This is a genomic window from Hafnia sp. CBA7124 (genome assembly GCF_002355555.1).
GTDB lineage: Bacteria > Pseudomonadota > Gammaproteobacteria > Enterobacterales > Enterobacteriaceae > Hafnia > Hafnia alvei.
Genome location: NZ_AP017469.1, coordinates 326,559 through 351,656, shown reverse-complemented (window position 1 = coordinate 351,656; position 25,098 = coordinate 326,559). Strand labels below are relative to the sequence as shown.

At 51.1% G+C, this 25,098-nt stretch carries 19 protein-coding genes; 7 read left to right on the top strand and 12 right to left on the bottom strand.

Annotated features, from left to right (window positions below; all coding sequences use genetic code 11):
- Positions 1 to 77: 77 nt before the first annotated feature.
- Positions 78 to 3,761: a methionine synthase gene (gene metH, locus CPY98_RS01630; protein WP_046448791.1), complete on the bottom strand. Its 3,684-nt coding sequence runs from the start codon at positions 3,759 to 3,761 to the stop codon at positions 78 to 80.
- A 303-nt stretch (positions 3,762 to 4,064) separates the two neighbouring features.
- Between metH and iclR the strand changes: the two genes are divergently transcribed.
- A complete protein-coding gene (gene iclR / locus CPY98_RS01625) occupies positions 4,065 to 4,904 on the top strand; it encodes a glyoxylate bypass operon transcriptional repressor IclR (protein WP_025802473.1) in 840 nt (279 codons plus the stop codon).
- A gap of 37 nt (positions 4,905 to 4,941) precedes the next feature.
- Here iclR and ynfE read toward each other — a convergent pair whose 3' ends face one another.
- The 4 genes from ynfE to parC form a co-directional block, all read right to left on the bottom strand.
- Entirely contained in the window at positions 4,942 to 7,383 is a 2,442-nt protein-coding gene (gene ynfE, locus CPY98_RS01620; RefSeq protein ID WP_043490428.1) for a selenate/tellurate reductase subunit YnfE, read from the bottom strand.
- Positions 7,384 to 7,557: 174 nt separating this feature from the next.
- A complete protein-coding gene (ftsP, locus tag CPY98_RS01615; protein WP_025802477.1) occupies positions 7,558 to 8,976 on the bottom strand; it encodes a cell division protein FtsP in 1,419 nt (472 codons plus the stop codon).
- 128 nt (positions 8,977 to 9,104) lie between these two features.
- Positions 9,105 to 9,851, bottom strand: a complete 747-nt coding sequence (locus tag CPY98_RS01610; protein WP_025802479.1) for a 1-acylglycerol-3-phosphate O-acyltransferase — start codon at positions 9,849 to 9,851, stop codon at positions 9,105 to 9,107.
- Positions 9,852 to 10,199: 348 nt separating this feature from the next.
- Complete coding sequence (gene parC / locus CPY98_RS01605; RefSeq protein WP_043490426.1) at positions 10,200 to 12,479, bottom strand: DNA topoisomerase IV subunit A; 2,280 nt, start codon at positions 12,477 to 12,479, stop codon at positions 10,200 to 10,202.
- A 308-nt stretch (positions 12,480 to 12,787) separates the two neighbouring features.
- Between parC and CPY98_RS01600 the strand changes: the two genes are divergently transcribed.
- From CPY98_RS01600 to agaF, 6 genes are all read left to right on the top strand, one after another.
- Entirely contained in the window at positions 12,788 to 13,960 is a 1,173-nt protein-coding gene (locus CPY98_RS01600; protein WP_096386098.1) for an SIS domain-containing protein, read from the top strand.
- Positions 13,960 to 14,688, top strand: a complete 729-nt coding sequence (locus CPY98_RS01595; protein WP_096386096.1) for a GntR family transcriptional regulator — start codon at positions 13,960 to 13,962, stop codon at positions 14,686 to 14,688. The genes CPY98_RS01600 and CPY98_RS01595 overlap by 1 nt, the downstream gene beginning before the upstream one ends.
- A 192-nt stretch (positions 14,689 to 14,880) precedes the next feature.
- Positions 14,881 to 15,354, top strand: a complete 474-nt coding sequence (agaB, locus tag CPY98_RS01590; protein ID WP_025802487.1) for a PTS galactosamine transporter subunit IIB — start codon at positions 14,881 to 14,883, stop codon at positions 15,352 to 15,354.
- Between the two features lie 51 nt (positions 15,355 to 15,405).
- Positions 15,406 to 16,191 (top strand): PTS galactosamine transporter subunit IIC, encoded by a 786-nt coding sequence (gene agaC, locus CPY98_RS01585; protein WP_043490419.1) that lies wholly within the window; start codon positions 15,406 to 15,408, stop codon positions 16,189 to 16,191.
- A complete protein-coding gene (gene agaD, locus CPY98_RS01580; RefSeq protein ID WP_025802492.1) occupies positions 16,181 to 17,038 on the top strand; it encodes a PTS galactosamine transporter subunit IID in 858 nt (285 codons plus the stop codon). The genes agaC and agaD overlap by 11 nt, the downstream gene beginning before the upstream one ends.
- Before the next feature lie 45 nt (positions 17,039 to 17,083).
- Positions 17,084 to 17,524 carry a PTS galactosamine/N-acetylgalactosamine transporter subunit IIA gene (gene agaF, locus CPY98_RS01575; protein ID WP_046448795.1) on the top strand — a complete coding sequence of 147 codons (441 nt, stop codon included), beginning with the start codon at positions 17,084 to 17,086 and terminating at the stop codon, positions 17,522 to 17,524.
- Positions 17,525 to 17,573: 49 nt separating this feature from the next.
- On the opposite strand, the gene CPY98_RS01570 is transcribed toward agaF, so the two are convergent.
- The 7 genes from CPY98_RS01570 to CPY98_RS01540 form a co-directional block, all read right to left on the bottom strand.
- The gene (locus CPY98_RS01570) at positions 17,574 to 18,821 is read right to left on the bottom strand and encodes an ABC transporter substrate-binding protein (RefSeq protein ID WP_231899429.1); all 1,248 of its coding nucleotides are present in this window, start codon (positions 18,819 to 18,821) and stop codon (positions 17,574 to 17,576) included.
- Between the two features lie 37 nt (positions 18,822 to 18,858).
- On the bottom strand, positions 18,859 to 20,334 hold the full coding sequence (locus CPY98_RS01565; RefSeq protein ID WP_046448796.1) for an ATP-binding protein: 1,476 nt from the start codon (positions 20,332 to 20,334) through the stop codon (positions 18,859 to 18,861).
- A complete protein-coding gene (locus CPY98_RS01560) occupies positions 20,315 to 21,025 on the bottom strand; it encodes a response regulator (RefSeq protein ID WP_025802499.1) in 711 nt (236 codons plus the stop codon). Before CPY98_RS01560 ends, CPY98_RS01565 begins: the two co-directional genes overlap by 20 nt.
- Before the next feature lie 161 nt (positions 21,026 to 21,186).
- On the bottom strand, positions 21,187 to 23,082 hold the full coding sequence (parE, locus tag CPY98_RS01555) for a DNA topoisomerase IV subunit B (protein ID WP_025802501.1): 1,896 nt from the start codon (positions 23,080 to 23,082) through the stop codon (positions 21,187 to 21,189).
- Between the two features lie 88 nt (positions 23,083 to 23,170).
- On the bottom strand, positions 23,171 to 23,752 hold the full coding sequence (gene yqiA, locus CPY98_RS01550) for an esterase YqiA (RefSeq protein ID WP_025802503.1): 582 nt from the start codon (positions 23,750 to 23,752) through the stop codon (positions 23,171 to 23,173).
- 2 nt (positions 23,753 to 23,754) lie between these two features.
- A complete protein-coding gene (gene cpdA / locus CPY98_RS01545) occupies positions 23,755 to 24,582 on the bottom strand; it encodes a 3',5'-cyclic-AMP phosphodiesterase (protein WP_025802505.1) in 828 nt (275 codons plus the stop codon).
- 88 nt (positions 24,583 to 24,670) lie between these two features.
- Complete coding sequence (locus CPY98_RS01540; RefSeq protein ID WP_025802507.1) at positions 24,671 to 25,096, bottom strand: DUF1249 family protein; 426 nt, start codon at positions 25,094 to 25,096, stop codon at positions 24,671 to 24,673.
- Positions 25,097 to 25,098 lie beyond the last annotated feature (2 nt).

Sequence of the window (25,098 nt, the reverse complement as noted above, 5' to 3'; positions counted from 1 at the left end):
ATACCCAAATAGGTCTCAGAGCCAAACAGCGTTCGTAATATTACACCGCTCTTGACTGATAAAACCTAAATTAACCATTAATCCGCATCATACCCAAGATTAGGCGCCAACCAGCGCTCAACCTCGCTAACCGGCATTCCCTTACGCTGAGCATAGTCTTCAACCTGATCGCGTTGGATCTGCGCAACGGCAAAATATTTGCTCTCCGGATGACTGAAATACCAGCCAGATACCGACGCTCCCGGCCACATCGCATAGGATTCCGTTAGCTTCATGCCAACGCTATTTTCTGCGTCGAGTAGCGTCCAAATTGCTGCTTTTTCAGTATGTTCAGGGCAGGCAGGATAGCCCGGCGCAGGGCGTATTCCTTGATAGTTTTCACGGATCAGCTCTTCGTTACTGAGATTTTCATTGGCCGCATAGCCCCAATGCACCTTACGTACTTTTTCATGCAGATATTCGGCAAAGGCCTCAGCCAAACGATCCGAAAGCGCTTTCACCATGATTTTATTGTAATCATCGTGCTGCGCTTCATACGCATCGGCTAGCGTATCTTCTTCGAGCCCACCAGTTACCGCGAAAGCACCAATGTAATCGGCTTTGCCGCTGGATTTAGGCGCCACGAAATCAGCCAAGCAGTAGTTGGCAAAATCCGTTTTTTCCGTTTGCTGACGCAGATGATGTCCCGTCACCAACAGCTCGTCGCGGAACTCATTGCTATAAATTTCAACGTCATCACCCACGCGGTTAGCCGGGAATAGGCCATAAACCCCACGCGGATTTAACTTACCGCTACTAGCCAAATCATCCAGCATGGCGTTGGCATCGGCAAATACGCGTTTGGCTTCTTCACCCACCACCTCATCTTCCAAGATACGCGGGTATTTTCCTGCCAGCGACCACGTCATAAAGAACGGTGTCCAATCAATATAATTGCGCAGCACGTCGATGCTGGCCGTTACCTGATGTACACCCAAACGATGTGGAACAGGCGGCGTATAATCCGTCCAGTCCAGTGACATCGCGTTTTCGCGCGCGGCTTCCAGCGTCACCGGAGGCGTGCGTGGTTTCTTTCGTGCATGCTGAATACGCACGGTTTCATACTCTTTACGGGTACGAGCAATAAAATCAGGCTTTTGCGTTGGCGACAGCAGCGCCGCTACCACGCCAACGGTGCGTGACGCGTTCGAAACGTAGGTCGTTGGGCCGCTATAGTTCTGCTCTATTTTGACCGCCGTATGCGCCTTCGACGTGGTTGCTCCACCAATCAGCAGCGGTAGATCGAAACCTTGGCGCTCCATCTCTTTGGCAACGTACACCATTTCATCCAGCGAAGGGGTGATAAGGCCCGACAGCCCGATGATATCAACGTTTTGCTCACGGGCCGTTTTTAGAATTTTATCGCAAGGCACCATCACACCAAGATCGATGATCTCGTAGTTGTTACACTGCAAAACGACGCCAACGATATTCTTACCAATGTCATGCACGTCGCCTTTAACGGTCGCCAACAGCACTTTTCCGGCCGATGTGCCTTTCTCTTTGCTCGCCTCAATGAACGGTTCGAGGTAGGCCACGGCCTGCTTCATGACGCGTGCGGATTTAACCACCTGCGGCAAGAACATTTTGCCGTCACCAAACAGATCGCCGACCACGTTCATCCCGTCCATCAGCGGACCTTCGATCACCTCAATAGGGCGATCGGCCTCAAGACGAGCCTCTTCGGTATCTAATTCAATAAATTCGGTAATGCCTTTAACCAGCGAGTATTCCAGCCGTTTTTTCACCGGCCAGCCGCGCCATTCGGCCTGCGGTTTGGTGCTATCGTCGTCGCTTTTACTACCCCGATATTTTTCAGCCAGATCCAGCAAACGTTCGGTGCCATCTTCACGACGATTGAGGATCACATCTTCTACCGCATCGCGCAGATCCGCCGGAAGATCGTCGTAGATCGCCAATTGCCCAGCGTTCACGATCCCCATGTCCATGCCGTTGCGGATCGCGTAATACAAGAACACGGCGTGAATAGCTTCACGAACCGGATCGTTACCGCGGAAAGAGAATGAAACGTTGGAGACACCGCCAGAAATCAGCGCGTGCGGCAGTTCAGCTTTGATATCCGCGCAGGCTTCAATAAAGTCGACGGCATAGTTGTTATGCTCTTCAATCCCAGTCGCAACCGCGAAAATATTAGGATCAAAAATGATATCTTCTGGTGGGAAACAGACGGTTTCAGTCAGCAATTTATAAGCACGACGGCAAATTTCAATCTTACGCTCGCGCGTATCCGCCTGCCCAACTTCATCAAACGCCATCACCACCATCGCCGCGCCGTAGCGGCGAACTTTGCGTGCATGCTCGATGAATTTTTCCTCGCCCTCTTTCATTGAGATCGAGTTAACGATACCTTTGCCCTGAATACATTTAAGTCCTTTCTCGATCACCTCCCACTTAGAGGAATCGATCATAATCGGCACACGGGCGATATCCGGCTCACCGGCGATCAGGCTAAGGAAACGCACCATCGCCGCTTCAGCATCAAGCATCCCTTCATCCATATTGATGTCGATGATCTGCGCGCCGCTTTCAACCTGCTGTAGCGCAACTTCCAGCGCCTCAGCGTATTTATCTTCTTTAATCAGTCTTTTAAACTTTGCCGATCCCGTAACGTTAGTACGCTCACCCACGTTAACAAACAGCGTATTGGCATCAATGGTCAGCGGTTCTAACCCCGCTAAACGACAGGCGACGGGAATATCGGGCAACACGCGTGGTTTCACGCCTTCAACGGCCTGACTGATCGCCGCAATGTGCGCCGGTGTGGTACCACAGCAGCCGCCCACGATGTTTAGAAACCCAGCCTGTGCCCACTCTGAAATGTGCTCAGCCATCTCTTGCGGGCCAAGATCGTATTCACCAAAGGCGTTAGGTAAACCCGCATTCGGATGCGCGGTGACGTAGCATTCTGCGATACGCGAAAGTTCGGCCACATATTGGCGAAGTTCATCTGGACCTAAGGCGCAGTTGAGGCCAAAAGTCAGCGGTTTAACGTGGCGCAACGAGTTGTAAAACGCTTCGGTGGTTTGACCTGACAGAGTACGTCCTGAAGCATCAGTAATGGTGCCGGAGATCATCACCGGCAGCTCGATTCCCATGGCTTCAAATTCGGTTTCTACCGCATAGATCGCGGCTTTAGCATTCAACGTATCAAAGATGGTTTCGATCATGATCAGATCGACCCCGCCTTCCACTAACGCATGCGTTGATTCCCGATAGGCTTCAACTAACTGATCAAACGAAATATTACGAAATGCGGGATCGTTAACATCAGGAGAAATGGAGGCGGTACGGTTGGTCGGGCCAAGCACCCCAGCAACGTAGCGCGGTTTGTCTGGTGTACGCGCTGTCCACTCATCGGCACATGCCCGTGCCAAACGCGCGGCTTCATAGTTTATTTCCGCCGACAGGGATTCCATGTGGTAATCCGCCATCGCAATGCGCGTTGAGTTGAAAGTGTTGGTTTCCAAAATATCAGCGCCAGCTTCGAGATACTCATAATGTATCGCGCTAATAATGTCCGGCTGAGTGAGAACCAATAAGTCGTTATTGCCTTTTAGATCGCTTTGCCAATCGGCAAAGCGTTCGCCTCGGAAATCCTCTTCGGTTAACCGATAGCCCTGAATCATGGTTCCCATACCGCCATCCAGCACCAAAATCCTTTGGGAAAGCTGATGGCGTAATCTTTCAACGATTGTGCTCACTGTTGCTCCTAGTCTTTCATTTACCCTGATATCACCCGTCTTTTCGTGCAGGTTTTTTATTCAAAAAAGTGACGTTTCCTCATCCTAACATAGGTTTCAGTTCTGTTGGCGGAGGCGATCTTGAGACTTTTTCAGGTGACTTTTGCGTGCAGCCTCTGACTTTGAACACATCGGAGCAGTTAAAAACCACGATCGCATCCATAATGTCGAAAACGAAAATAGATTCCATTTTTATAACATTTTTTTAATACGAATTTGTTCAATAAAAATAATTATTTATGACTGTCTCAGGAGAGCACTAAAATGGCGACTACCGTGCCCGTAAAACGTGGTAAGAAACCACGTACCGCAACGCCAGCCACCACTCCCGCAGCCACCGGACAGGTTCAATCCTTACAGCGTGGATTGAGATTGTTGGAATTAATTGCCGAAGCACACGGCAGCGTGGCGCTCACCGATTTAGCCCAGCAAGCGGGTTTGCCCAACTCTACGACACACCGCCTTTTGAGCACCATGCAGCAGCAAGGATTCGTCCAGCAAGTCGGCGATCTTGGCCTGTGGACCATTGCCTCACACGCTTTCTTCGTGGGAAGTAGTTTTTTGCAGAGCCGCAACCTGCTGGCCATTGTCCATCCGATTCTGCGCCGCTTAATGGAAGACTCTGGCGAAACCGTGAATCTGGCCGTGCTCGATGTAAGCGATTTTCAGGCGGTGATTATCGATCAGGTACAGTGTACCCAGCTGATGCGCATGTCTGCGCCGATTGGCGGCAAACTGCCGATGCATGCCTCTGGTGCAGGGAAGGCGTTTTTGTCGACGGTCAGTGATACTCATTTGGTTGAATTACTGCATAAAAAGGGTTTGCACAGCTACACGCCGCACACCCGCAGCAATCCCAATAGCCTGAAAGAAGAGCTGGCCCATATTCGTAAACAGGGATTTTCTTTTGACGATGAAGAACATGCTCTCGGCCTGCGCTGTATTGCCGCCTGTATCTATGATGAGCATCAGGAAGCCTTTGCCGCTATTTCTATTTCTGGCCCCGTTTCTCGTATCACCGACGATCGCGTGATCGAAATTGGTGCCTTAGTGATTAAAGCAGCGAAAGAAGTCACGCTAGCTTATGGCGGCAGACATTCGTAATGTCCGTGGGCTCCCCTCTGGGAGCCCAATCGACAGACTATACTTTTTCAATTTCCACTAAATTGGTGTGCTGAGGATTGCCTTTCGCCAACGGCGACGGGCGCATCGTGGTGAGGGTATTGATACAGCCACCGTGATCGACTTTATCACCCGTCATATCTGCCTGATGCCAAGCGCCCTGCCCCATAGCGCTAACGCCCGGCATAATTCGCGGCGTCACTTTCGCGTTAATCACCACCGTGCCACGCTTGTTGAACACACGAACTTTATCACCGTTTTGAATACCTCGTTTCTCGGCATCAATCGGGTTAATCCATACCTCTTGTCTGCAAGCGGCCTGCAACACGTCAATGTTGCCGTAAGTTGAGTGAGTACGTGCCTTGTAATGGAAACCAAACATTTGCAGCGGATAGGTTTGGCGCAAAGCATCGTCCCAGCCTTCAAACGTTGAGGCATAAACGGGTAAAGCGCTGATGGTTTCGTCTTTATCCAAATGCCATGTGGCGGCGATCTCAGCCAATCGTTCAGAATAGATTTCAATTTTTCCAGACGGCGTTTTTAGCGGGTTGGCATCGGGATCTTCACGGAATTTTTTATATGCAACGAAGTGGCCATTTGGATCTTTTCGTTTATAGATCCCCTGCTGGCGCAGCGTTTCATAATCAGGTAATAACGGATCGCGTGCCTGCATTTTGGCATACAGATAGTGCAGCCAATCAGACTGTGTACGCCCTTCGGTAAACGCCTGTTCTACGTCTGGCCCAAGCCGTTTGGCAATCTCAGACATCATTTCATAAATGCCTTTGCGCTCGAATTTTGCGCGAGTTGCTGGCTGACTAAAAATCAGATACCCCATATTGCCCGCATAATCGTTTGGCACAATATCTTCTTGCTCGGTGGTCATAAGATCAGGCAATAAAATATCGGCGTACTTAGCCGAGGAGGTCATGAAGTTTTCAATCACCACAATCTTTTCGCACAGCGAATCGTCCTGCAAGATCTCATGGGTCTGATTGATATCAGAATGCTGATTAACGAGCGTATTACCGGCATAGTTCCAGATGAACTTGATCGGAACATCCAGCTTATCTTTGCCCCGCACGCCGTCGCGCAGCGCCGTCATCTCAGGCCCACGGCGAATAGCATCAGTCCACGTAAATACGGAAATCGAAGTTTTCACCGGATTTGTTAGCACCGGCATCAGCTCAATGGTGATGAGATAGGTCGATTCACGTGCTCCGCTGTTACCGCCGTTAATTCCTACGTTGCCGGTTAAGATCGGCAGCATCGCAATGGCACGCGCGGTTTCTTCGCCGTTGGCCTGACGCTGTGGCCCCCATCCCTGACAGATATAAGCAGGCTTAGCGGTGCCAATCTCCCGTGCCAGTTTGATAATACGATCGGCTGGAATACCGGTAATACGCGATGCCCACTCAGGCGTTTTCTCAATACCATCAGGCCCTTGACCAAGAATATAGGCTTTATAATGCCCGTTTCTCGGAGCGCTCTCGGGCAGGGTATGCTCGTCATAGCCGACACAGTAGCGATCTAAAAAGGGCTGATCGACTAAGTTTTCGCTGATCAAGACATGCGCAATGCCGCCTACCAATGCGGCGTCGGTGCCCGGACGGATCGGGACCCATTGATCTTCGCGACCCGCGGCGGTATCGGTATAGCGCGGATCGATGACGATCATTTTGGCATTAGATATCTCTCGCGCCTGTTCGAGATGGTAGGTGATCCCACCCCCGCTCATCCGCGTCTCCGCCGGATTATTGCCAAACATCACCACCAGCTTGGAATTCACGATATCCGAGGTGCTGTTGCCGTCGTTGCTGCCGTAGGTGTATGGCATTGCGGCTGAAATTTGCGCGGTGCTGTAGCTGCCATAATGGCTGAGATATCCGCCGTAGCAGTTCATCAAACGCCCGATAATCGAGGCATAGGGCGACGAGCGCGTCACGTTACCGCCGATAACACCGGTGGCATAGTTCTGATAAACCGCCTCATTACCATATTTTTCAACGGTGTATTTCAGGCTTCGGGCGATTTCATCATAGGCCTCATCCCAAGTGATACGCTTGAATTTCCCTTCCCCACGTTTACCAACGCGTTTCATCGGGTATTTCAAACGCTCAGGGTGATTCATACGGCGACGGATAGAGCGCCCGCGCAGACAGGCACGAACCTGATGATCGCCATATTTATCTAAGCCGGTGTTATCTGTTTCAACCCAATAGACTTCATCGTCACGCGTATGTAGGCGAAGCGCGCAGCGGCTACCGCAGTTTACCGAGCACATCCCCCACGTCACTTTATCAGCAGCAGTGTTCTGCAATTCTTGTGCATGAACCGCTCGGCTAAAGGGCAGGTTTAATGCCCCCGTCGCCAGTGCAAATCCGCCTAAGGCACTTCCTTTAACCAAGGCTCGGCGCGTAATTGATATCCCTTCGTGATGCGTTTTTTCTTTATTATTCATTTTGATAATCCTTTTCCGTTCGATTGCTCAATCGGTTATAGCTATCAAATTAAATGCACGGGCAGCTTGGGATTTATCAAAGAGTTGATGTTTTTTGCAGCGAGAAAAGCAGAAGTGTGAAGCGAGATTGATTTGCAAAAATTGGCCCCTCCCACGTAAGAGAGGGGCATTACATTATTGAGCGGCGTTAACCACCAATTGTCCAACGCTGCCGCGGGTCGCAAGTTCTAGTGTTTGGCTGTAGTAGATGAACGGGAAATGCTCCGATGAAGCCTGAGGGAAATAGACCATCAGAGAAACTTCACCATCAACCCAAACGGTGTCTTTCCAGCCGCGATCTTCTACCATCGGCGGCGCATTATTGACGCTTTTCACCAAGAATTTGGCACCTTGAATATAGAAGGCCTGTGGCGTATCGGCGCGAACCGTCCAGCGTTCCCACGTTCCCTGCTGCGCCTGAATATCGGTACGATGCAGATCCCACGTTGCACCGTTGATGCCCGGCTGCGAGGCGCTGCCTAAGTTAATGCTGCGTGTATTAACGACGCTGCCTTCCATCATGTCATCAGCCAACAAGCGCGTTGGCAAGTTGTCAGTGACCAACGGCAACAGCCCCGTAGGACGCAGCGTCAATACCGTGGTCGACACCAAGATAGACGAAGGTTCGAACAGGCCGCGCAGACGATCCATAATCCCTGCGGCAACGCCTGCGGTGATGGAAACCTCCTCGCCTTTCGACATGTCCACCAACACTTCTCGGCGTTCGCCCGGAGCAAGCGTCAGGCTGCTGGCAATAACTGGCGCAGGCATATAGCCCTGATCGCTGGCAATGACGCTGAACGGACGGTTATCACTCATCGTTAACGTATAACGACGAGCATTAGACGCGTTCAACAAGCGCAAACGTACCCAACCACGAGAAACTTCAACAAACGGCTCTTGCACGCCGTTTACTAGCAGCGTGTCACCATAAAAACCACCCGATGACGGCGCTTCATACTCTGGCGTACCAAAATTATCTAAGCGTTTATCTTGGATAATGATAGGGAAATCATCGACGCCATAATGATTCGGCAACGGAAGATTTTTGCTGTTTTCATCTTCGACCAGCCACATTCCCGCTAAGCCGTTATAAACATGCTCAGCCATGTGCCCTGGCGTATTAGCGTGATACCACAGCGTGGCGGCAGACTGGCGAATAGGCAGTACCGGCGACCAATCAACGCTAGGTGACATTAAACGCGCCGCGCCACCGCTTAACGCACCAGGAACCTGTAATCCGCTGATTTCCATCGAAACAGGATCGGGTAGGCGGTTGCTGTAAATCAGCTTAACGTCATCACCACTATAAACGCGCACGGTCGGGCCAAGATAAAGTCCATTAATACCCCACGCGCTAGCCTTACGGCCGCTCATAAAAGCCCAATGTGAGCGCTGCAGCGTCAGAAAGAGCGGCTGACCGCGTTTGGATTCCAGTAGAGGAGGAATGGGCAGCGAAACTTGCGATCCACTCGCATGCGCCCTCAGAGGCAATGCACCTGCACACAGTGCCAGACCCGAAGTCTGAATAAACCGACGTCGACTGAGTGACATAACTTCTCCATGAATTTGCTATGCAAACTGAAATTCCAAAGGGGGAATTCAGCATCAACGATTGAATTCAACCGTTCAAATAAGAAACCTGCCAAACGCTGGCAGGCCTAATTTATCGTATTTTATGATCAGGACTTCGCTTCACGCATTTGAGCTTCACGCGCAGCCACTTCTGCGTTTAGCTCATTGATTTTAGCTTCCATCAATGCATGGCAGTGAGCCGAAAGTTCACGCACCTGATCTTTGCCGTACTGAGTCACATCAATTGGCGGCAGCATTTCAACAATTACCAAACCATTATTCCAACGGTTTAGTTTTACTTTATCGTGAGTATTCGACGCGCAGACCGGAATAATAGGCACTCCAGCAGCAATAGCGGCATGGAAAGCACCGGTTTTGAACGGCATCAAACCACGACCACGGCTACGAGTACCTTCTGGGAACATCCAGAAAGAGATGGTTTTAGTACGGAACTGATTCACCACCTGTGCAATTGTATTATGTGCTTTGGTGCGGTTAGCACGGTCAATCAGCAGGTTGCCCGTCAACCAATAGAGTAGTCCAAAGAACGGAACCCAAATCAGGCTTTTCTTGCCAACGGTAACCGTATTGGTCTGCACGGCATTCGATATGGTGACCATATCGTAGTTGTTTTGATGGTTAGCAATATAAATGGAGTTGCCGTAGTTCTTTGCTTCTGCAGGAATACGCGTTTCCACTTTCAAACCAAACAGCGGTGACAAACGGCCAAACATGTGGCCAAACGTCGCCACGTGGCGTGGATTGCGTGGGCTAAATAAGCAATAAATACAACCAAAGATGCAGGCCAAAATACAGTACAGCGTGACCAGCACAATGCGAATGATGGATAACATAACAACCTCGTAAACATTTAGCCGGAGTTAGTATACCGACTTAGCTGCAAAACACACCGGAGATTACTGGGCGGCAGCGTCAAAAACCCATAGGAACACAAACAAAGAAAGCACTATACAAGAACGAGCATGATTTCGAGCGCCTGCCAGTATGACCAATCTATGCAACTATCATGTAGGCTCCCGAGAAAAGGTTGCTAGCGCGCAACCTCTTCACTCTCGCGCTTTTTCCGAGATGGTATCTTCGCTCCGGTTTGGGATGGTACATCCTGTACCACCCAAACTCCGACGTGACGTCCTGTCACGTCGGCTCGACCAGCCAAAATATAACGCTTAAAAGCCGAATACTTACTCTTCGCTATCGCCCGGCCCTACTTTGAGCTGCTCTGGCATTTCCACATCCACGCGTTCGATCCGTTGCAGGCCACGCGGTAACAGCGTGCCTTTACGTCCACGTTCAGCGCGGAATTTCTGCAATTCCTGTGGTTTCATGACCAGTTTACGCTTGCCAACATGCACCGTGATTGACGTTTGTGGTGGCAATACAAACAGCCATGCCAGTTTATCCTCACCCGATGCGGCCTGCGCGGAAGGAATGGACACAATCTTGTTGCCCTTACCTTTCGATAGCTGTGGCAGATCGTTGACAGGGAACATCAACATACGACCGGCCTGAGTGATCGCCAGCAGCATGTCATCTGGCCCGTTAATTTCCAACGGAGGCAGCGCTTTAGCATTTTCAGGCAACGTAATCATAGCCTTACCTGCACGATTACGCGCAACCAAATCATTGAAGGTACATACGAAGCCGTAACCGGCATCCGACGCCATCAACAGTTTTTGGTCATCAGCGGCCATCAGCACTTGCTCAATGGTGGCGCCCGGCGGCGGCGTTAATTTACCGGTTAACGGTTCGCCCTGCCCACGCGCGGATGGCAACGTGGTTGGATCAAGCGCATAGCTGCGCCCCGTGGAATCGATAAACACCACCGGCTGATTGCTCTTCCCACGTGCAGCGGCGCGGAAGCTATCACCCGCTTTGTAACTTAATCCCGTAGGATCGATATCATGGCCTTTGGCACTACGCACCCAACCACCTTCTGACAGAACAATCGTCACCGGCTCAGATGGAATAAAGTCGTGCTCACTCATGGCTTTCGCTTCTTCACGCTCTTGCAGCGGAGAACGACGATCGTCGCCATACGCCTGTGCATCAGCCTGAATTTCTTTTTTAATCAGCGTATTCAGCTTACGTTCAGAAGCCAGCAATGCCTGCAGGTGATCGCGCTCTTTGGCTAATTCGTCCTGCTCACCGCGAATTTTCACCTCTTCCAACTTGGCAAGGTGACGCAGTTTTAATTCCAGAATCGCTTCGGCCTGCGTTTCTGAAATCGCGAAGCGTTCAATCAGCTTCGGCTTAGGTTCATCCTCAGTACGAATGATGTGGATCACTTCATCGATATTGAGGAACGCCACCAGCAAACCTTCCAGAATGTGCAGGCGTTTCAGTACTTTTTCCAAACGGTAGTTTAAGCGACGGCGCACGGTATCACGGCGATACGCTAGCCATTCGGTCAGAATTTCGAGCAGGTTTTTGACCGCTGGACGATTGTCCAAACCGATCATGTTCATATTGATACGGTAGCTTTTTTCCAGATCGGTGGTAGCGAACAGGTGTGTCATCACCTGATCCATATCCACGCGGTTGGAACGCGGCACAATCACCAAGCGAGTTGGGTTTTCGTGATCGGATTCATCACGTAAGTCCTCAACCATCGGCAATTTCTTCGCACGCATCTGGCTGGCGATTTGCTCCAGCACCTTAGCGCCTGAAGTCTGGTGCGGCAGTGCACTGATCACCACTTCACCGTCTTCTTTTTTCCAGATCGCACGCATGCGTACTGAACCACGTCCGGTGCGATAGATCTTACGGATCTCCTCGCGCGGCGTAATGATTTCAGCTTCCGTTGGATAGTCAGGGCCTTGAACATGTTCAAGAATATCGTCCAACGTCAGGTTTGGTTTGTCGATCAAATCAACCAGCGCAGCGGCCAGCTCACGCACGTTGTGCGGAGGAATATCCGTTGCCATACCCACGGCAATACCCGTGGTGCCATTCAGCAGAATGTTTGGCAAACGCGCAGGCAGCGTTTTAGGCTCCTGCAGCGTACCATCAAAGTTTGGCGTGTAATCAACCGTTCCTTGACCCAGCTCACCCAGCAGCACTTCGGCGTATTTAGACAGGCGAGATTCGGTGTAACGCATGGCGGCAAACGACTTCGGATCGTCCGGTGCCCCCCAGTTTCCCTGACCGTCAACCAGCGGATAACGATAGGAGAACGGCTGAGCCATCAAAACCATGGCTTCATAACAGGCGCTGTCGCCGTGCGGATGGTATTTACCCAGCACGTCACCGACGGTACGCGCTGATTTTTTAAATTTGGCGCTGTTGTTTAAGCCCAGCTCTGACATCGCATATACGATACGACGCTGTACCGGTTTTAATCCATCACCGATAAAAGGTAACGCCCTGTCCATGATGACGTACATGGAGTAGTTGAGATAGGCGTTCTCTGTAAATGTGTGCAGCGCTTGGCGCTCGCTGCCGTCATGGATCAGATCGCTCATTAATAATCCTCTGGCCGCCGCCCTAACTGAATATATAAAACAGTCCGCAGCGGGACTTCACGACTGTCTTGGTCTGTACATACTCTAAATAATTCACGTAGCCAACGCACATGCAACTTGAAGTATGACGGGCATAATTGCCCGCGATAGTAACTCATCTTTTATAGAACTGTCACAGGGATATAGGATCGCCCCGCTATCCACCATGCAATGCGATACCTCACAAAACCGATCTTCATCACAGACGGTCACATTTTTTTTCTGCACTCTAACAAACATCATAACGTTCGAATGTTTGGGGATAAATCATGCAACCCTCTTTGCTCTTGGATGAAACACAATGGTCGCAGGACGGCGGCCTATTAACGCTACAGTCCATTTGCAGCCAACCACGCCTATGGCACGAAGGTTTTCATACGGTTGAACAGCACTGCGCCGCCATTGAGCACTTCTGGCAGCAGGTGGGCGATGAGCCACGCAATATCATTTTATGCGGCGCAGGTTCATCTCTGAGCGCAGCACGAGTCGCGGCGCAATGGCTGCGGCAGCAGACTGGGCGCGACATTCAGGTACTCGCCAGCACCGATATCGTAGTAAAGCCTGAACTCTACTTAACCAATCGACCAACGCTGCTGGTTTCTGTCACCAGTTCAGGCAGCACGCCTGAAAGCGTGGCAGTTTTTGAACACGCCGAGCGACTCATTGATGACTGCTATCATTTGATCATCGCGAACGACCCGCAGGGTGAACTGCCTAAGCGTAGTCAACAGCATGCCAAAACGCTTTATATTCCAGCGCCTAACGGAACCAAAAATGGTTCTTTCGCGGCAGCATCCGAATTCACACTGCCCATCTGGTATCTGCTACTGATTTTTCTGCCGCAGCACTGGGATATTGCCCAACGCGCGTTAAAGGTTTATCAACACGGCGCGGATTATTTTCTTACCCAGCAGGCAGAAAAAATTGCTGAAATTGCCCAGCGTGATGCACCCGTCGTGGTAAGCCTCGGCTCGTCCTCTCTACAATTTATCGCCGCCGATGCCAGCCTAAAATTATTGGAGATGTGTAACGGCAAACAGGCAACCGACGATTTCTCAACGCTGGCGTTTCGTCATGGTCCTAAACTTATTGTGAACCAGCCCGTAACGGTGGTGTGTTATCTATCGCCGGATCAACAGATTCTACGTTACGATCTGGATATGGCCGCCGAGCTCAAAGCCCAGCGCCATCAGGCTGGCAAAATCATCGGAATTTATGCTGAAGCCGATCCCCGCGTTGCTCAAGCCTGCGATGAGTATCTGCACTTTGATGCCGCAGAGTTAACCCAACTGCCTGAAGTCTTTAGTGGTCTGTTGTATGTTATGTTTGCTCAATTATTAGGTCTGATGCGCGCGCGTCAGCTGGGCGTCACACCCGACCTGCCGTCGAACGATGGCAAAGTTGCCAAGGTGTGCAAAGTGACTCTTTACAGGCAGGATTAATGCATAACGAACTCGAACAAGCAGCCCCGCTTTATTTACACATTGCTAAAGATCTACGGGAACGTATCGAAGCGGGAGAATTCCCGCTGGATACTCTGCTACCGCCAGAGCCTGTACTGTGCCAGCAATATCAATGCGGGCGAGTGACGCTACGTACCGCGGTCGAAATGCTGGCTCAGCGTGGCTATCTGACCAAAAAACAAGGTCGAGGCACTCTTGTCACTACACCAGCTTGGCTGGCGGACAATACGCTCCCCATTGGCTTTAGCGAGAAGATGGCTCAGGCAGGTTTAACACATCACACTCAGGTACTGCGCTGTGAATCGATTAGCCCTAGCGTAAAACAGGCAGAAAAACTGGGGCTGGGCGCTACCGACGCAGTGATGTGCCTTGAGCGGTTACGCTTTGTCGAACAACAGCCTGCGTTATATGAAATCACGTTGTTGCCCGCTGAACGCTTTACTCAACTGGATCGCCATCACGTCGAGCAGAATGGCCTTTACCACACCTTAGCCCGCGATTTTAACCTGCTGAGTATGCAAGCGCAGGACGACTATCGCCCGTGCATCGCACCACAGCAGGTAGCGACACTATTGAAGCTTAATCCGCAGCAGCCCTGCATCGAAATATCTCGACTCGCCACCAGCCACGGCATCCCTTTTGAACTGACACTAAGCTATACCAACACCGAGCACTATCCTTTGAGCTTCAGATATTTACGGGGCTAGCTTAGTGAATATTGCACGGCTGCAAGATTCACGTACTTTTCTTGCAGCCGTGAAACAATTCAATAGCATCATGTAGCCTTCAGGTGTTTTCCACGCCGTAGACTGATTACGTCCCTTTTTCTGCCCACCCCTAATGCCTCAACAGGCGTGCAGAGAAAGGGAAGCGATCATTCTTTGGCAAGGAGATACATCATGGCTAATCCAAACATCCTTCTATTACGCATCGACAATCGTCTAGTTCACGGACAAGTTGGCGTTGCTTGGTCTTCTTCACTTGGCGCTAACCTACTGTTAGTGGCCGATGATGGCGTTGCACAGGATCCGTTACAGCAACAAATTATGTCTATGACCGCAGAATCCATGGGCATCGGCATTCGCTTTTTCTCCCTGCAAAAAACCATCGACATTATTGGCAAAGCGTCTGCCGCGCAGAAAATTTTCATCGTTTGTCGTACACCACAGGAAGCGCGCTTTTTAGTCGAAGGTGGCGTACCTATCAAGAGCGTTAACGTCGGCAATATGCATTTTGTTGAAGGGAAACGCGCGATCACTAAAAAAGTTTACGTTGACGATCAAGACCTGGATAACCTCCGTGCGATTCAAGCCGCAGGCGTTGACGTTTTCATTCAAGACACCCCCAGCGACAGCAAACATAGCATCGACTGATACTGCATAAGCGTTGGCAACTTCGTGTAATCCATCGAGATAGGACACATCATGCATGAAATAACTTTAATGCAAGGCATGGGGCTCGCGGTTATGGCCCTGATTGTCGGCATCGATTTCTGGCTTGAAGCGTTATACATCTTCCGTCCACTGATCGTCTGTACCCTCACCGGCGCCATCTTAGGCGATATTCAAACCGGCCTGATCACCGGCGCATTAACCGAACTGGCCTTTACCGGGCTGACACCGATTGGCGGCACACAGCCTCCCAATCCGGTACTGGCGGGGATTATGACCACGGTTATCGCTCACAGCACCGGCGTGGATGCCAAAACCGCTATCGGGCTAGGGCTGCCGTTTAGCTTCCTGATGCAGTACATCATTCTGTTCTACTATTCGGCGTTTTCATTTTTCATGCAAAAAGCCGATCGCTATGCCGAAGAAGGAAACACCCGTTCGCTGGGCCGCTTAAATCTGCTCATGACCAGCATCGTGGCAGTCACCTACGCGGCGGTAACATTCCTATGTGCCTACGTCTCTCAAGGGGCGATGCAAACCTTAGTGCAATCCATGCCAGCATGGCTCACCCACGGCTTTGAAGTCGCGGGCGGCGTATTGCCAGCGGTAGGTTTTGGCTTACTGCTCAAAGTGATGATGAAGACGCCGTTCATTCCTTTCTTCATCGTTGGCTTCCTGTTTGTCACCTTTATTCCGGTGCAAAACCTGTTGCCGGTAGCGGTACTTGGCGCAGCCTTTGCGGTGTATGAATACTTTAATGAGCAGAAAAAAGCGGCCGTAGCGGCGGTGAAAGCGGAGGATATGGAAGATGGCATCTGAAATCGTCAAAACAGAAAATACGTCGGTGCAAACTTCTACCGGTGAACAGAATCCCCCGAAAGCCGTTATCACGCGTGGAGATATCACTCGGTTAGGTTTTCGCTCCGCGCTGCTGCAGTCGGGTTTTAACTATGAGCGTATGCAAGCAACGGGGTTTGCCAGTGCGCAGTCTCCGCTGCTGAAAAAGATATACGCCAATGATAAAGGCGCACTCAGTGCGTCGATGAAAGACAATTTAGAATTTATTAACACCAACACCAACGCAGCCGGATTCCTAATGGGACTCCTGATTTCTCTCGAGGAACGACACGAAAGCCGCGACCTGATTAAAGGTCTGAAGGTCGCGTTGTTCGGGCCTCTGGCAGGGATCGGCGATGCCATCTTCTGGTTCACGTTACTGCCGATCGTCGCTGGGGTGTGCGCGTCTTTCGCCAGCCAAGGAAGTATTTTGGGGCCACTGATTTTCTTCGTGGTGTATCTGGCGCTGTTCCTGCTACGCGTGGTGTGGACACATCTGGGCTATTCGCTAGGTGTGAAAGCCATCGATAAGCTGCGCTCGAGTTCAGGTGCTATCTCTCGTGCGGCGACCATTTTAGGGGTAACCGTGGTCGGCGGATTGATCGCCTCGTATGTGCATCTTACCGTCACGGCCAAAGTTGCGGTCACCGCCGGACATGAGGTTTCAATTCAGGAAGCTTTCTTCGACAAAGTGTTCCCTAACCTGTTACCGCTCGGATACACGCTGTTGATGTACTACCTTCTGCGCGCCAAAAAGGTGAGTCCGGTAACGCTTATTCTGGTCACCTTTGTCCTCTCCATTGCCCTTTCATGGTTGGGTGTTCTGTAATCTTAATAGCGCGGGACACCGCGCTTTTTCAACAAGAGATAAGAGATGATTAGCCTTATTATCACCGGACATGGGCATTTCGCCAGCGGCCTGTTTAGCGCCGTTGAACAGGTTATCGGCCCACAGGAACAGTGCATCGCCGTCGATTTCCCACCTGAAATGAGCACCCAGCAGTTGGATGAAAAACTGACTCAGGCGCTCACCTCACTCCCTCAACAAGATGGGGTATTGTTTTTCACGGATTTGCTCGGCGGATCGCCGTTTCGCAGCTCGGTCCTGTTAAGCCAAACCCTAGAGCATAGCGACGTTGTGGCAGGTACCAACATGCAAATGTTGGCTGAAATGTTGATGGAACGCGACGATATTTCGAGTATAGAAACGTTTGTCACTCAGGCTCTGGCCTGTGGTCAACAAGGCATGTTGAGTTTCAAACAAAAACAGCGGGAAACAACACCAAGCCTTTCCAGCGACGAAGACGGTATCTAACTTCTCACAATGCGCTCGCCGCACGAACGGCGGCGAGCACTGTCTGCGTTTAACCCTTCACCGCCATCAACGCGGTATTAAGCTGCATCACTGCCTGCTCAGGCGTTTGATTCGGATGGGTAAAAAAATCATTCAGCACGCGGAAAAACACCTCTTTAGTTTGCACATCCGCCGCCATCGAATGCGCCATGCTAGGTAACAAACGATCTGACTTTTCCGCCGCTTTAAAGGCTCTTGCCGCTTTTTGCGCACAAACGTCAAAAGTGCTCATATCAATATCGTTACGTACCGGAATCGAACCTTTGAGCTGGTTAAAACGCCGCTGAAAGTCGGGATCCATCAACACATCAGCCAAATGGCGCTGAGCCTCTACCGCCGTGGAGTTTCCGTTCTGCTGTAGGATCGCAAAGCTGTCGGTGCCATAGATAAAATATCCTTCGGTTCCCGGCGTTGCCACACACAGAAAGTCTTTGCCCGGCACCGCGCCCATTTGCATCAGTTCGCCTTTGGCCCAATCCCCCATAATCATCATCGCGGCTTTGCCGTTATACAACAGCTCTGCCGATTCGTGCCAAGGACGACCGGCAGATTTCGGGTCGATATCATCATGTAACTGACGAAAACGCTGTAGCACGCGGATCATGCGATCGCTGGTGATCGCTTTACTATCAAGCTTTTCAAACACATCGCGATAAAACTGCCCGCCTTCCAGACCCAGCAAGATATTTTCAAATAGCGTGGCGTCTTGCCATGCCTGACCACCGTGCGCTAACGGGATATATCCCGCGGCCTTGAGTTTGTCGGCTACCGCAAAGAACTCATCCCACGTGGTAGGAATTGGCTGATTGAGCGCCTTAAACGGCTTAGGGTTAATCCACAGCCAATTGATTCGATGGTTATTTACCGGCACCGCGACGTATTCGCCATGATATTGGGTGATCTGTCGAATCAACGGCGGCAGTACGCGATCCCACGTTTCCGTTTGCTCTTTGGTATAGGGACTAGACAGAAAACCAAGCGCAGACCATTCCTGAATAAATTTGCCCTCCATCAGCGCCGCCGTGGGGGGATTACCCGCAATCATACGCGTTTGCAGCACACTATAGGCACTCTCACCGCCGCCGCCTTTCACCGTGAAATCCTGCCATGTGTCCCCTTTTGCCGCTAATGCCTGCTTAAGTAAATTTAGCGCGGCACTTTCGCTTTCTGACGTCCAGTAATGCAGCACTTCAACCGTTGCTGCGAAACAGTTCATGCTTAACGCCAGCACACTGCTGGCGAGTAGTGTTCTTTTCACGGCAGGCTCTCCCTTTACTGGCTGAATTTTTACGCCGTTATAAATAACGTCTGAGGCGCAATACCGCGATCAAACCACCGCATGGGTGGTTATACAGCGTAATATCACCGCCATGTGCACGGGCGATCCCCCGAGCAATGGCTAATCCCAACCCGCTTCCCTGTCTGTCGCTATGTAAGCGGTAGTAAGGCTTAAACACATTCTCAAGCTGCGCCTGCGGGATGCCTGGCCCATAATCACGGAAACTCAGCGTCATATGTTCAGCATAGTTTTCCACGCTAATCTCAAGCCTATCGCCGTACTTCAAACCGTTATCCACCAGATTGTTAATGCAGCGCTTGAGCGCCAGTGGGCGACCAAACAGATATTGTGGCGTTCCCCGTAGGCTAACGTTGGTGTGCGCGTCCATCAGTTGAGCGAGCAGATGGCGTAGGTCAATGCGCTCCATATTCTCGTGAATATCGGTATCTTTCATGCTTTGCAGCGCGCCTTTGACCATCATTTCCAGATCGAGAAGATCCTGTTCAAGCTTGTGTTCCAACGGAGGATCGTCGAGCATTTCGATACGCAGCCGCAGGCGAGTGAGCGGCGTTTTTAAATCGTGGCTGATTGCCGTAAATAAGATTTCGCGGTTGTGTAAATAGGCGCGCAGTCGATCCTGCATTTGGTTAAAGGCTCGAGTCGCACTCACTAATTCGGCGCTACCTTCCTCCGGCAAAGGCTGGCTATCAAGTTGAGTATTCAACTGGTGCGCGCCCTGAGCTAAACGCGCCAGTGGGCGTAATTCACGACGGATTAACCAGCCACCAAACAGTGCCACCAGCAGCATACTGCACAGCGTGAAACCTACCTGTCGAGAGCCCAACAGTGGCACATCCAACTGGTCATACGGTGGAGGAAGCGGCGCAGCAATAAACAGCCATTCATCTTTATTGAGGGCGAGTTGAAGTGCGAGTACCGGCTCATCGCCGCGCGACGTCACCAAACCAAACCGTGCCCAGCCGGGCGGTAAATCCACCATCAGCACGCCAGCGTTGAAAACACGTAGTCGATTCGCGGCCGTGAGCGAGATAACAGCTTGCAGCCGATCGCCCTGCTGACTACGGACTTCGCTTTGAGCCAGTTCCAGCACCCGCTGCGCGTTGTTGCTATTGGCAATCGGCTGCTGTGGTAGCGGATGGTTATTTATCGAGATAAAAAATTGGGAGCCGCCTAGCTCAAGCTGCTGCTGAAGCACCAGATGACGATAGTTGCGTGGTAGTGATGACATGAAATTGTAGGTAGACAGCATGCTCTGCGTCAGGCTGCGAACAGTACTTTCCAGACCGGCGTTATTACGCACGCTATATTGCCGATACCAAAAAATCCCTGAGATAATTTCCGCTAATAACAACGCGCACACCAGCATGCATAACATGCGGCTCATCAAAGAATGCGGCCATAAACGTTGATACCAACGCAACGCTTTTGGCGTGGGATCAAACCGCCTGAACTCAGTATTCACGGCTGACATCGCAGCACAGCATATAGCCCTGATTTCTTACCGTTCGCAGCAAACGTCGGTCAGTATCATGCAGGCGCTGACGTAGCCGACTTATCTGTACGTCAATGCCACGTTCTAACGGATTATTCTCGCGACGGCGGGTGATCTCAGAGATCTGATCGCGATCGAGGATCTGGTTGGGATAGCGCAAGAAAAGTGCCAGTAACGCAAATTCGATTCCCGAAAGGATCTCTTCGACGCCCTGCGCATTGATCAATTCACGGCGCAAAAGATCGAGCTTCCAACCGTTAAAACAGAGATAACGCGCTTCTGCCGTTGGGCTTTGCACGATCTGATTACGCCGTAATAGGGCCTTAACACGTGCTAATAATTCGCGCGCGCTAAACGGTTTAGCGAGATAATCATCAGCGCCTAACTCCAGCCCAATCACTTTATCCGTTTCATCAGAGGCGGCGGTCAGCATAATAATTGGTACCGAAGAGGTGTTTCTGACCATGCGACACAACGTGAATCCGTCCATTCCCGGCATCATAACGTCGAGAATGATGAGATCGACCGCCTGTTGCTGAAGCGTTTGCATGAGTTTTTCACCGTCCGGTAACGCAATCACGCTAAACCCCGCGCGGGTGAAATACTCCGTCAGTAAAGAACGGATTTCAGCATCATCATCAATCAACAACAGCGAATACGGCGACATCATCAGCAAGGCTCCAAACGGCTCTTAAATAGCACCACTCATAATACGCGTAGACCGAATACATCTTATTCAATCCACGAATAAATGGGATGGCTGTCACATTCGCCAAGCATAAAAAAACGGGCCGCCAAGGCGACCCGTTATCAGGATGATAGACGTAAGGACTAAACGTCCAAATCGGCCATATCACCTTTTTCCTGCAACCAGTTACGACGGTCTTCGGAACGTTTTTTCGCCAGCAGCATATCCATCACCGCCATCGTCTGCGCGATGTCGGTATCATCAATGGTGAGTTGCACCAAACGGCGCGTATTCGGATCCAGCGTAGTCTCACGCAGTTGGAGTGGGTTCATTTCACCCAGTCCTTTGAATCGCTGTACGTTCGGCTTACCTTTCTTGCGCTTAAGCTGTTCCAGTACGCCCGCTTTCTCTTCTTCGTCCAGCGCGTAGTAAACTTCTTTGCCCAAATCGATACGGAACAACGGTGGCATCGCAACATACACATGTCCGCCGCGCACCAAGGCTTGGAAGTGGCGTACAAACAGCGCACACAGCAGCGTGGCGATGTGTAAGCCGTCGGAGTCAGCATCCGCTAAAATACAAATTTTGCCGTAGCGTAGTTGGCTAAGATCGTCACTATCAGGGTCGATACCAATGGCAACGGAAATATCATGTACTTCCTGAGAGGCCAGCACTTCGTCAGAAGAGACTTCCCACGTGTTTAGGATTTTACCTTTCAGCGGCATGATTGCCTGATATTCACGGTCACGCGCCTGCTTGGCTGAACCGCCTGCGGAATCCCCTTCCACCAAGAAGAGCTCGGTGCGGGAAAGATCCTGTGCGGTACAGTCGGCTAATTTACCCGGCAGCGCGGGTCCGCTGGTCAGCTTTTTACGCACAACCTTCTTCGCCGCACGCATACGGCGTTGAGCGCTAGAAATTGCCAGCTCAGCCAGCTGTTCTGCCACCTGTACGTTTTGGTTAAGCCAAACGCTGAAAGCATCCTTAACAATGGCAGAAACAAAAGCCGCACACTGACGCGAAGACAGGCGTTCTTTGGTTTGTCCTGCAAACTGCGGATCCTGCATTTTCACCGAAAGCACATAAGCACAGCGCTCCCAGATATCATCGGCCGATAGCTTCACGCCGCGTGGCAGCAGATTGCGGAATTCGCAGAATTCACGCATCGCATCCAGCAACCCCTGGCGCAGCCCGTTCACATGCGTACCGCCTTGCATGGTTGGGATCAGGTTAACGTAGCTTTCGGTTAACAGCTCGCCGCCTTCAGGCAGCCATAACAGCGCCCAATCAACGGCTTCAGTATCGCCGGAGAAAGAACCGGTGAACGCCTGTTCTGGCAGCGTAATCAGACCGTTAACGGCTTCCATCAGGTAGTCGGTTAGACCATCCTGATAGCACCAGCGCTGCTCGGTGTTATTCAATTTGTCTTTAAAGACGATTTCTACGCCTGGACACAATACCGCTTTCGCTTTCAGCAGATGGTTAAGGCGAGAAACAGAGAATCTTGGGCTGTCGAAGAACTTTTCATCAGGCCAGAAATGCACACTGGTACCCGTATTACGTTTACCGCAGGTGCCGGTAACATGCAGGTCTTCGACTTTATCGCCGTTCTCGAACGCCATTTGGTACACCTGTCCGTCGCGACGAACGGTGACCTCAACGCGCTTAGAGAGTGCGTTAACTACTGAGATACCTACGCCGTGCAGGCCGCCGGAAAACTGGTAGTTTTTATTCGAGAATTTACCGCCCGCATGCAAACGACACAGGATCAGTTCAATGGCAGGAACACCCTCTTCTGGGTGAATATCCACCGGCATACCGCGCCCGTCGTCAATCACTTCAAGAGATTGATCGGGATATAAAATGACCTCAACGCGAGATGCGTGGCCAGCCAGCGCCTCATCGACACTGTTATCTATGACTTCCTGACCCAAATGGTTTGGGCGTGTGGTATCGGTGTACATACCCGGACGACGGCGCACGGGTTCTAGGCCGCTGAGAACTTCAATAGAGTCAGCGTTATAGCTGGATTGAGTCATGGTATGAATCGTATAAGTCGTTAGTTAGCGTCGACCAAACGGCACACATTGGTGTGTCGTTCAGTGGTGATAGACGTACCACGCAGAATTACTCGGTGGTCAGCCCTAAAAAATCGACGATCTGCGGGAAGAATCGCTCGAAACCAACAAAGCTGTGTGAGCCTTCAGGCTCAATGGTCTGACGGCATAAGGCGTAGTAAGCCACAGCTTGTCGATAGTCCAGAACTTCGTCACCGGTTTGCTGTAATAACCAGAGGAGATCTGGCGATTCCAATGGGTCAACCTGCATGACTTTCAGATCGTAAACGTGGCGAGACTCTAACACATATTGTTGGCCGGTGTAGGGATTCTCGTTTTGCCCTAAAAAATCGATGAGCAGTTCATACGGCTTCACCGCAGGGTTTACAACGACCGCTGGCAAGGTAAAGCATTGTGACAGCCACGTCGCGTAATAGCCGCCTAAAGAAGAGCCCACTATGCCCAACGGACGCCCCGCACGCGACATCACAATCTCCTCCAGCATCTCCGCCGCATCAGAAGGATAAGGCGGAAGTTGAGGGATTAACATAGTGATTTCAGGGTGGTGAACGGCAAGCCACTGCTTAAATGCGGTGGCCTTGGCGGAGCGAGGAGAACTGTTAAAACCGTGGAGATATAAAAGCGTGGGCATCATTAATAGCCGTCAGAGTCGAGATCCGGTCTGAATTCTGTACCTTCTAAGCGGTGCAGTTCAGTCGTGAGCGTCCCATCTGGATGCAAATCCAGATAACGCCAGCCGGGCGATAGAGTATCAATCGTGAAGTTGGTGCATAAAGGTTTGAACTGAATACAGGTCGACGGCGTAGCTAACAAACGACGCCCCTGCCATTCGAGATCCAAATCCTGATGAATATGTCCGCACAGCAAGGTTTTCGCCAGTGGGTGATGTTGCAGAATCTCCCCTAGCATATGCGCATTACGCAAGCTGTGCTGATCGAGCCATGTGCAGCCCGAAGGCAGCGGATGGTGATGGAGTAAAATCAACGAATGGCGCGCGGGATACAGCGAAAGAGTACGATCCAACCATTCAAGTTGATACTCGCTAAGCTCACCGTGGGGAACACCAAAAACTTGGCTATCAAGCAGGATAATCTGCCAGTGATCGCCCAACAGCATATGCTTAGCTGGACTCACGCCCGCATCTGCTAACGTATCGACCATCGCGGGTTGGAAATCATGATTGCCCGGCAGCCACAGACAGGTTTTATTCAGCGTAGCGATACCTTTTGCAAAATGCTGGTATGCCGCCACAGAGTGATCCTGCGCCAAATCTCCCGTTGCGACAACGATGTCATACGGACGGGATTGGGCATGGATCGCCTCTAGCACTGCGTGGTAGCTGCGGTAAGTATTGACGCCCAATAACGTCTCATGCTCACCCGCAAACAAATGCGTGTCTGTGATTTGTAAAATCCTAACCGGAGCCCCACGTGCTACGGTTAGTTGAAACAGGCTTTCCAAATGGTGTCCTTTGTGACTTTAGTCTGCCAAGAATCTGTAAAAATAATCATTGCGCTGGTTGTTAGGGCTCAGTGCAGCAAAACAGGCTCTAATATACGGGAATTGCCATAACACCGTGCGTCAGGCAATGGTGCAACCAATCCGCAAGAAACTGGTTAATTTGATGCTTTTCGTCGCGCTGATGCAACTTTTTATTCGGATAATCATAACGTGCTTTGAACCGAGAGATCTGCTGGCTTGCACACACTTCCGCAACCATGGCGTCATGATACAGACGCACGCTCATCGAAGGTAAGCCCCAAGCGCCCGGTGCTGGCTCCGTCTGAGTAATTTCAGCCATTGATGTATAGCGCGTCGATTCGATAATTTTTATCAGGTAACACGCGCCGTTGACCTGATATCCCTGCGATTCACCCACTTCATCCTTGCGCGGTAATAAACGACGCAATTGCGCATAATTAGTCTCGCACAGTCTCATCATTAGAGGAAAGTCTGGGGAATAACGCTTCATCATAT

Excerpts from the sequence above, each read along its gene's own strand:
- ynfE (WP_043490428.1), bottom strand. The coding sequence starts at position 7,383 with ATGAATAATAAAGAAAAAACGCATCACGAAGGGATATCAATTACGCGC.
- agaD (WP_025802492.1), top strand. The coding sequence starts at position 16,181 with ATGGCATCTGAAATCGTCAAAACAGAAAATACGTCGGTGCAAACTTCT.
- agaB (WP_025802487.1), top strand. The coding sequence starts at position 14,881 with ATGGCTAATCCAAACATCCTTCTATTACGCATCGACAATCGTCTAGTT.
- yqiA (WP_025802503.1), bottom strand. The coding sequence starts at position 23,752 with ATGCCCACGCTTTTATATCTCCACGGTTTTAACAGTTCTCCTCGCTCC.
- agaF (WP_046448795.1), top strand. The coding sequence starts at position 17,084 with ATGATTAGCCTTATTATCACCGGACATGGGCATTTCGCCAGCGGCCTG.
- CPY98_RS01565 (WP_046448796.1), bottom strand. The coding sequence starts at position 20,334 with ATGTCAGCCGTGAATACTGAGTTCAGGCGGTTTGATCCCACGCCAAAA.
- CPY98_RS01600 (WP_096386098.1), top strand. The coding sequence starts at position 12,788 with ATGCAACCCTCTTTGCTCTTGGATGAAACACAATGGTCGCAGGACGGC.
- ftsP (WP_025802477.1), bottom strand. The coding sequence starts at position 8,976 with ATGTCACTCAGTCGACGTCGGTTTATTCAGACTTCGGGTCTGGCACTG.
- CPY98_RS01595 (WP_096386096.1), top strand. The coding sequence starts at position 13,960 with ATGCATAACGAACTCGAACAAGCAGCCCCGCTTTATTTACACATTGCT.
- CPY98_RS01610 (WP_025802479.1), bottom strand. The coding sequence starts at position 9,851 with ATGTTATCCATCATTCGCATTGTGCTGGTCACGCTGTACTGTATTTTG.
- agaC (WP_043490419.1), top strand. The coding sequence starts at position 15,406 with ATGCATGAAATAACTTTAATGCAAGGCATGGGGCTCGCGGTTATGGCC.
- parC (WP_043490426.1), bottom strand. The coding sequence starts at position 12,479 with ATGAGCGATCTGATCCATGACGGCAGCGAGCGCCAAGCGCTGCACACA.
- parE (WP_025802501.1), bottom strand. The coding sequence starts at position 23,082 with ATGACTCAATCCAGCTATAACGCTGACTCTATTGAAGTTCTCAGCGGC.
- iclR (WP_025802473.1), top strand. The coding sequence starts at position 4,065 with ATGGCGACTACCGTGCCCGTAAAACGTGGTAAGAAACCACGTACCGCA.
- CPY98_RS01560 (WP_025802499.1), bottom strand. The coding sequence starts at position 21,025 with ATGATGTCGCCGTATTCGCTGTTGTTGATTGATGATGATGCTGAAATC.
- CPY98_RS01540 (WP_025802507.1), bottom strand. The coding sequence starts at position 25,096 with ATGATGAAGCGTTATTCCCCAGACTTTCCTCTAATGATGAGACTGTGC.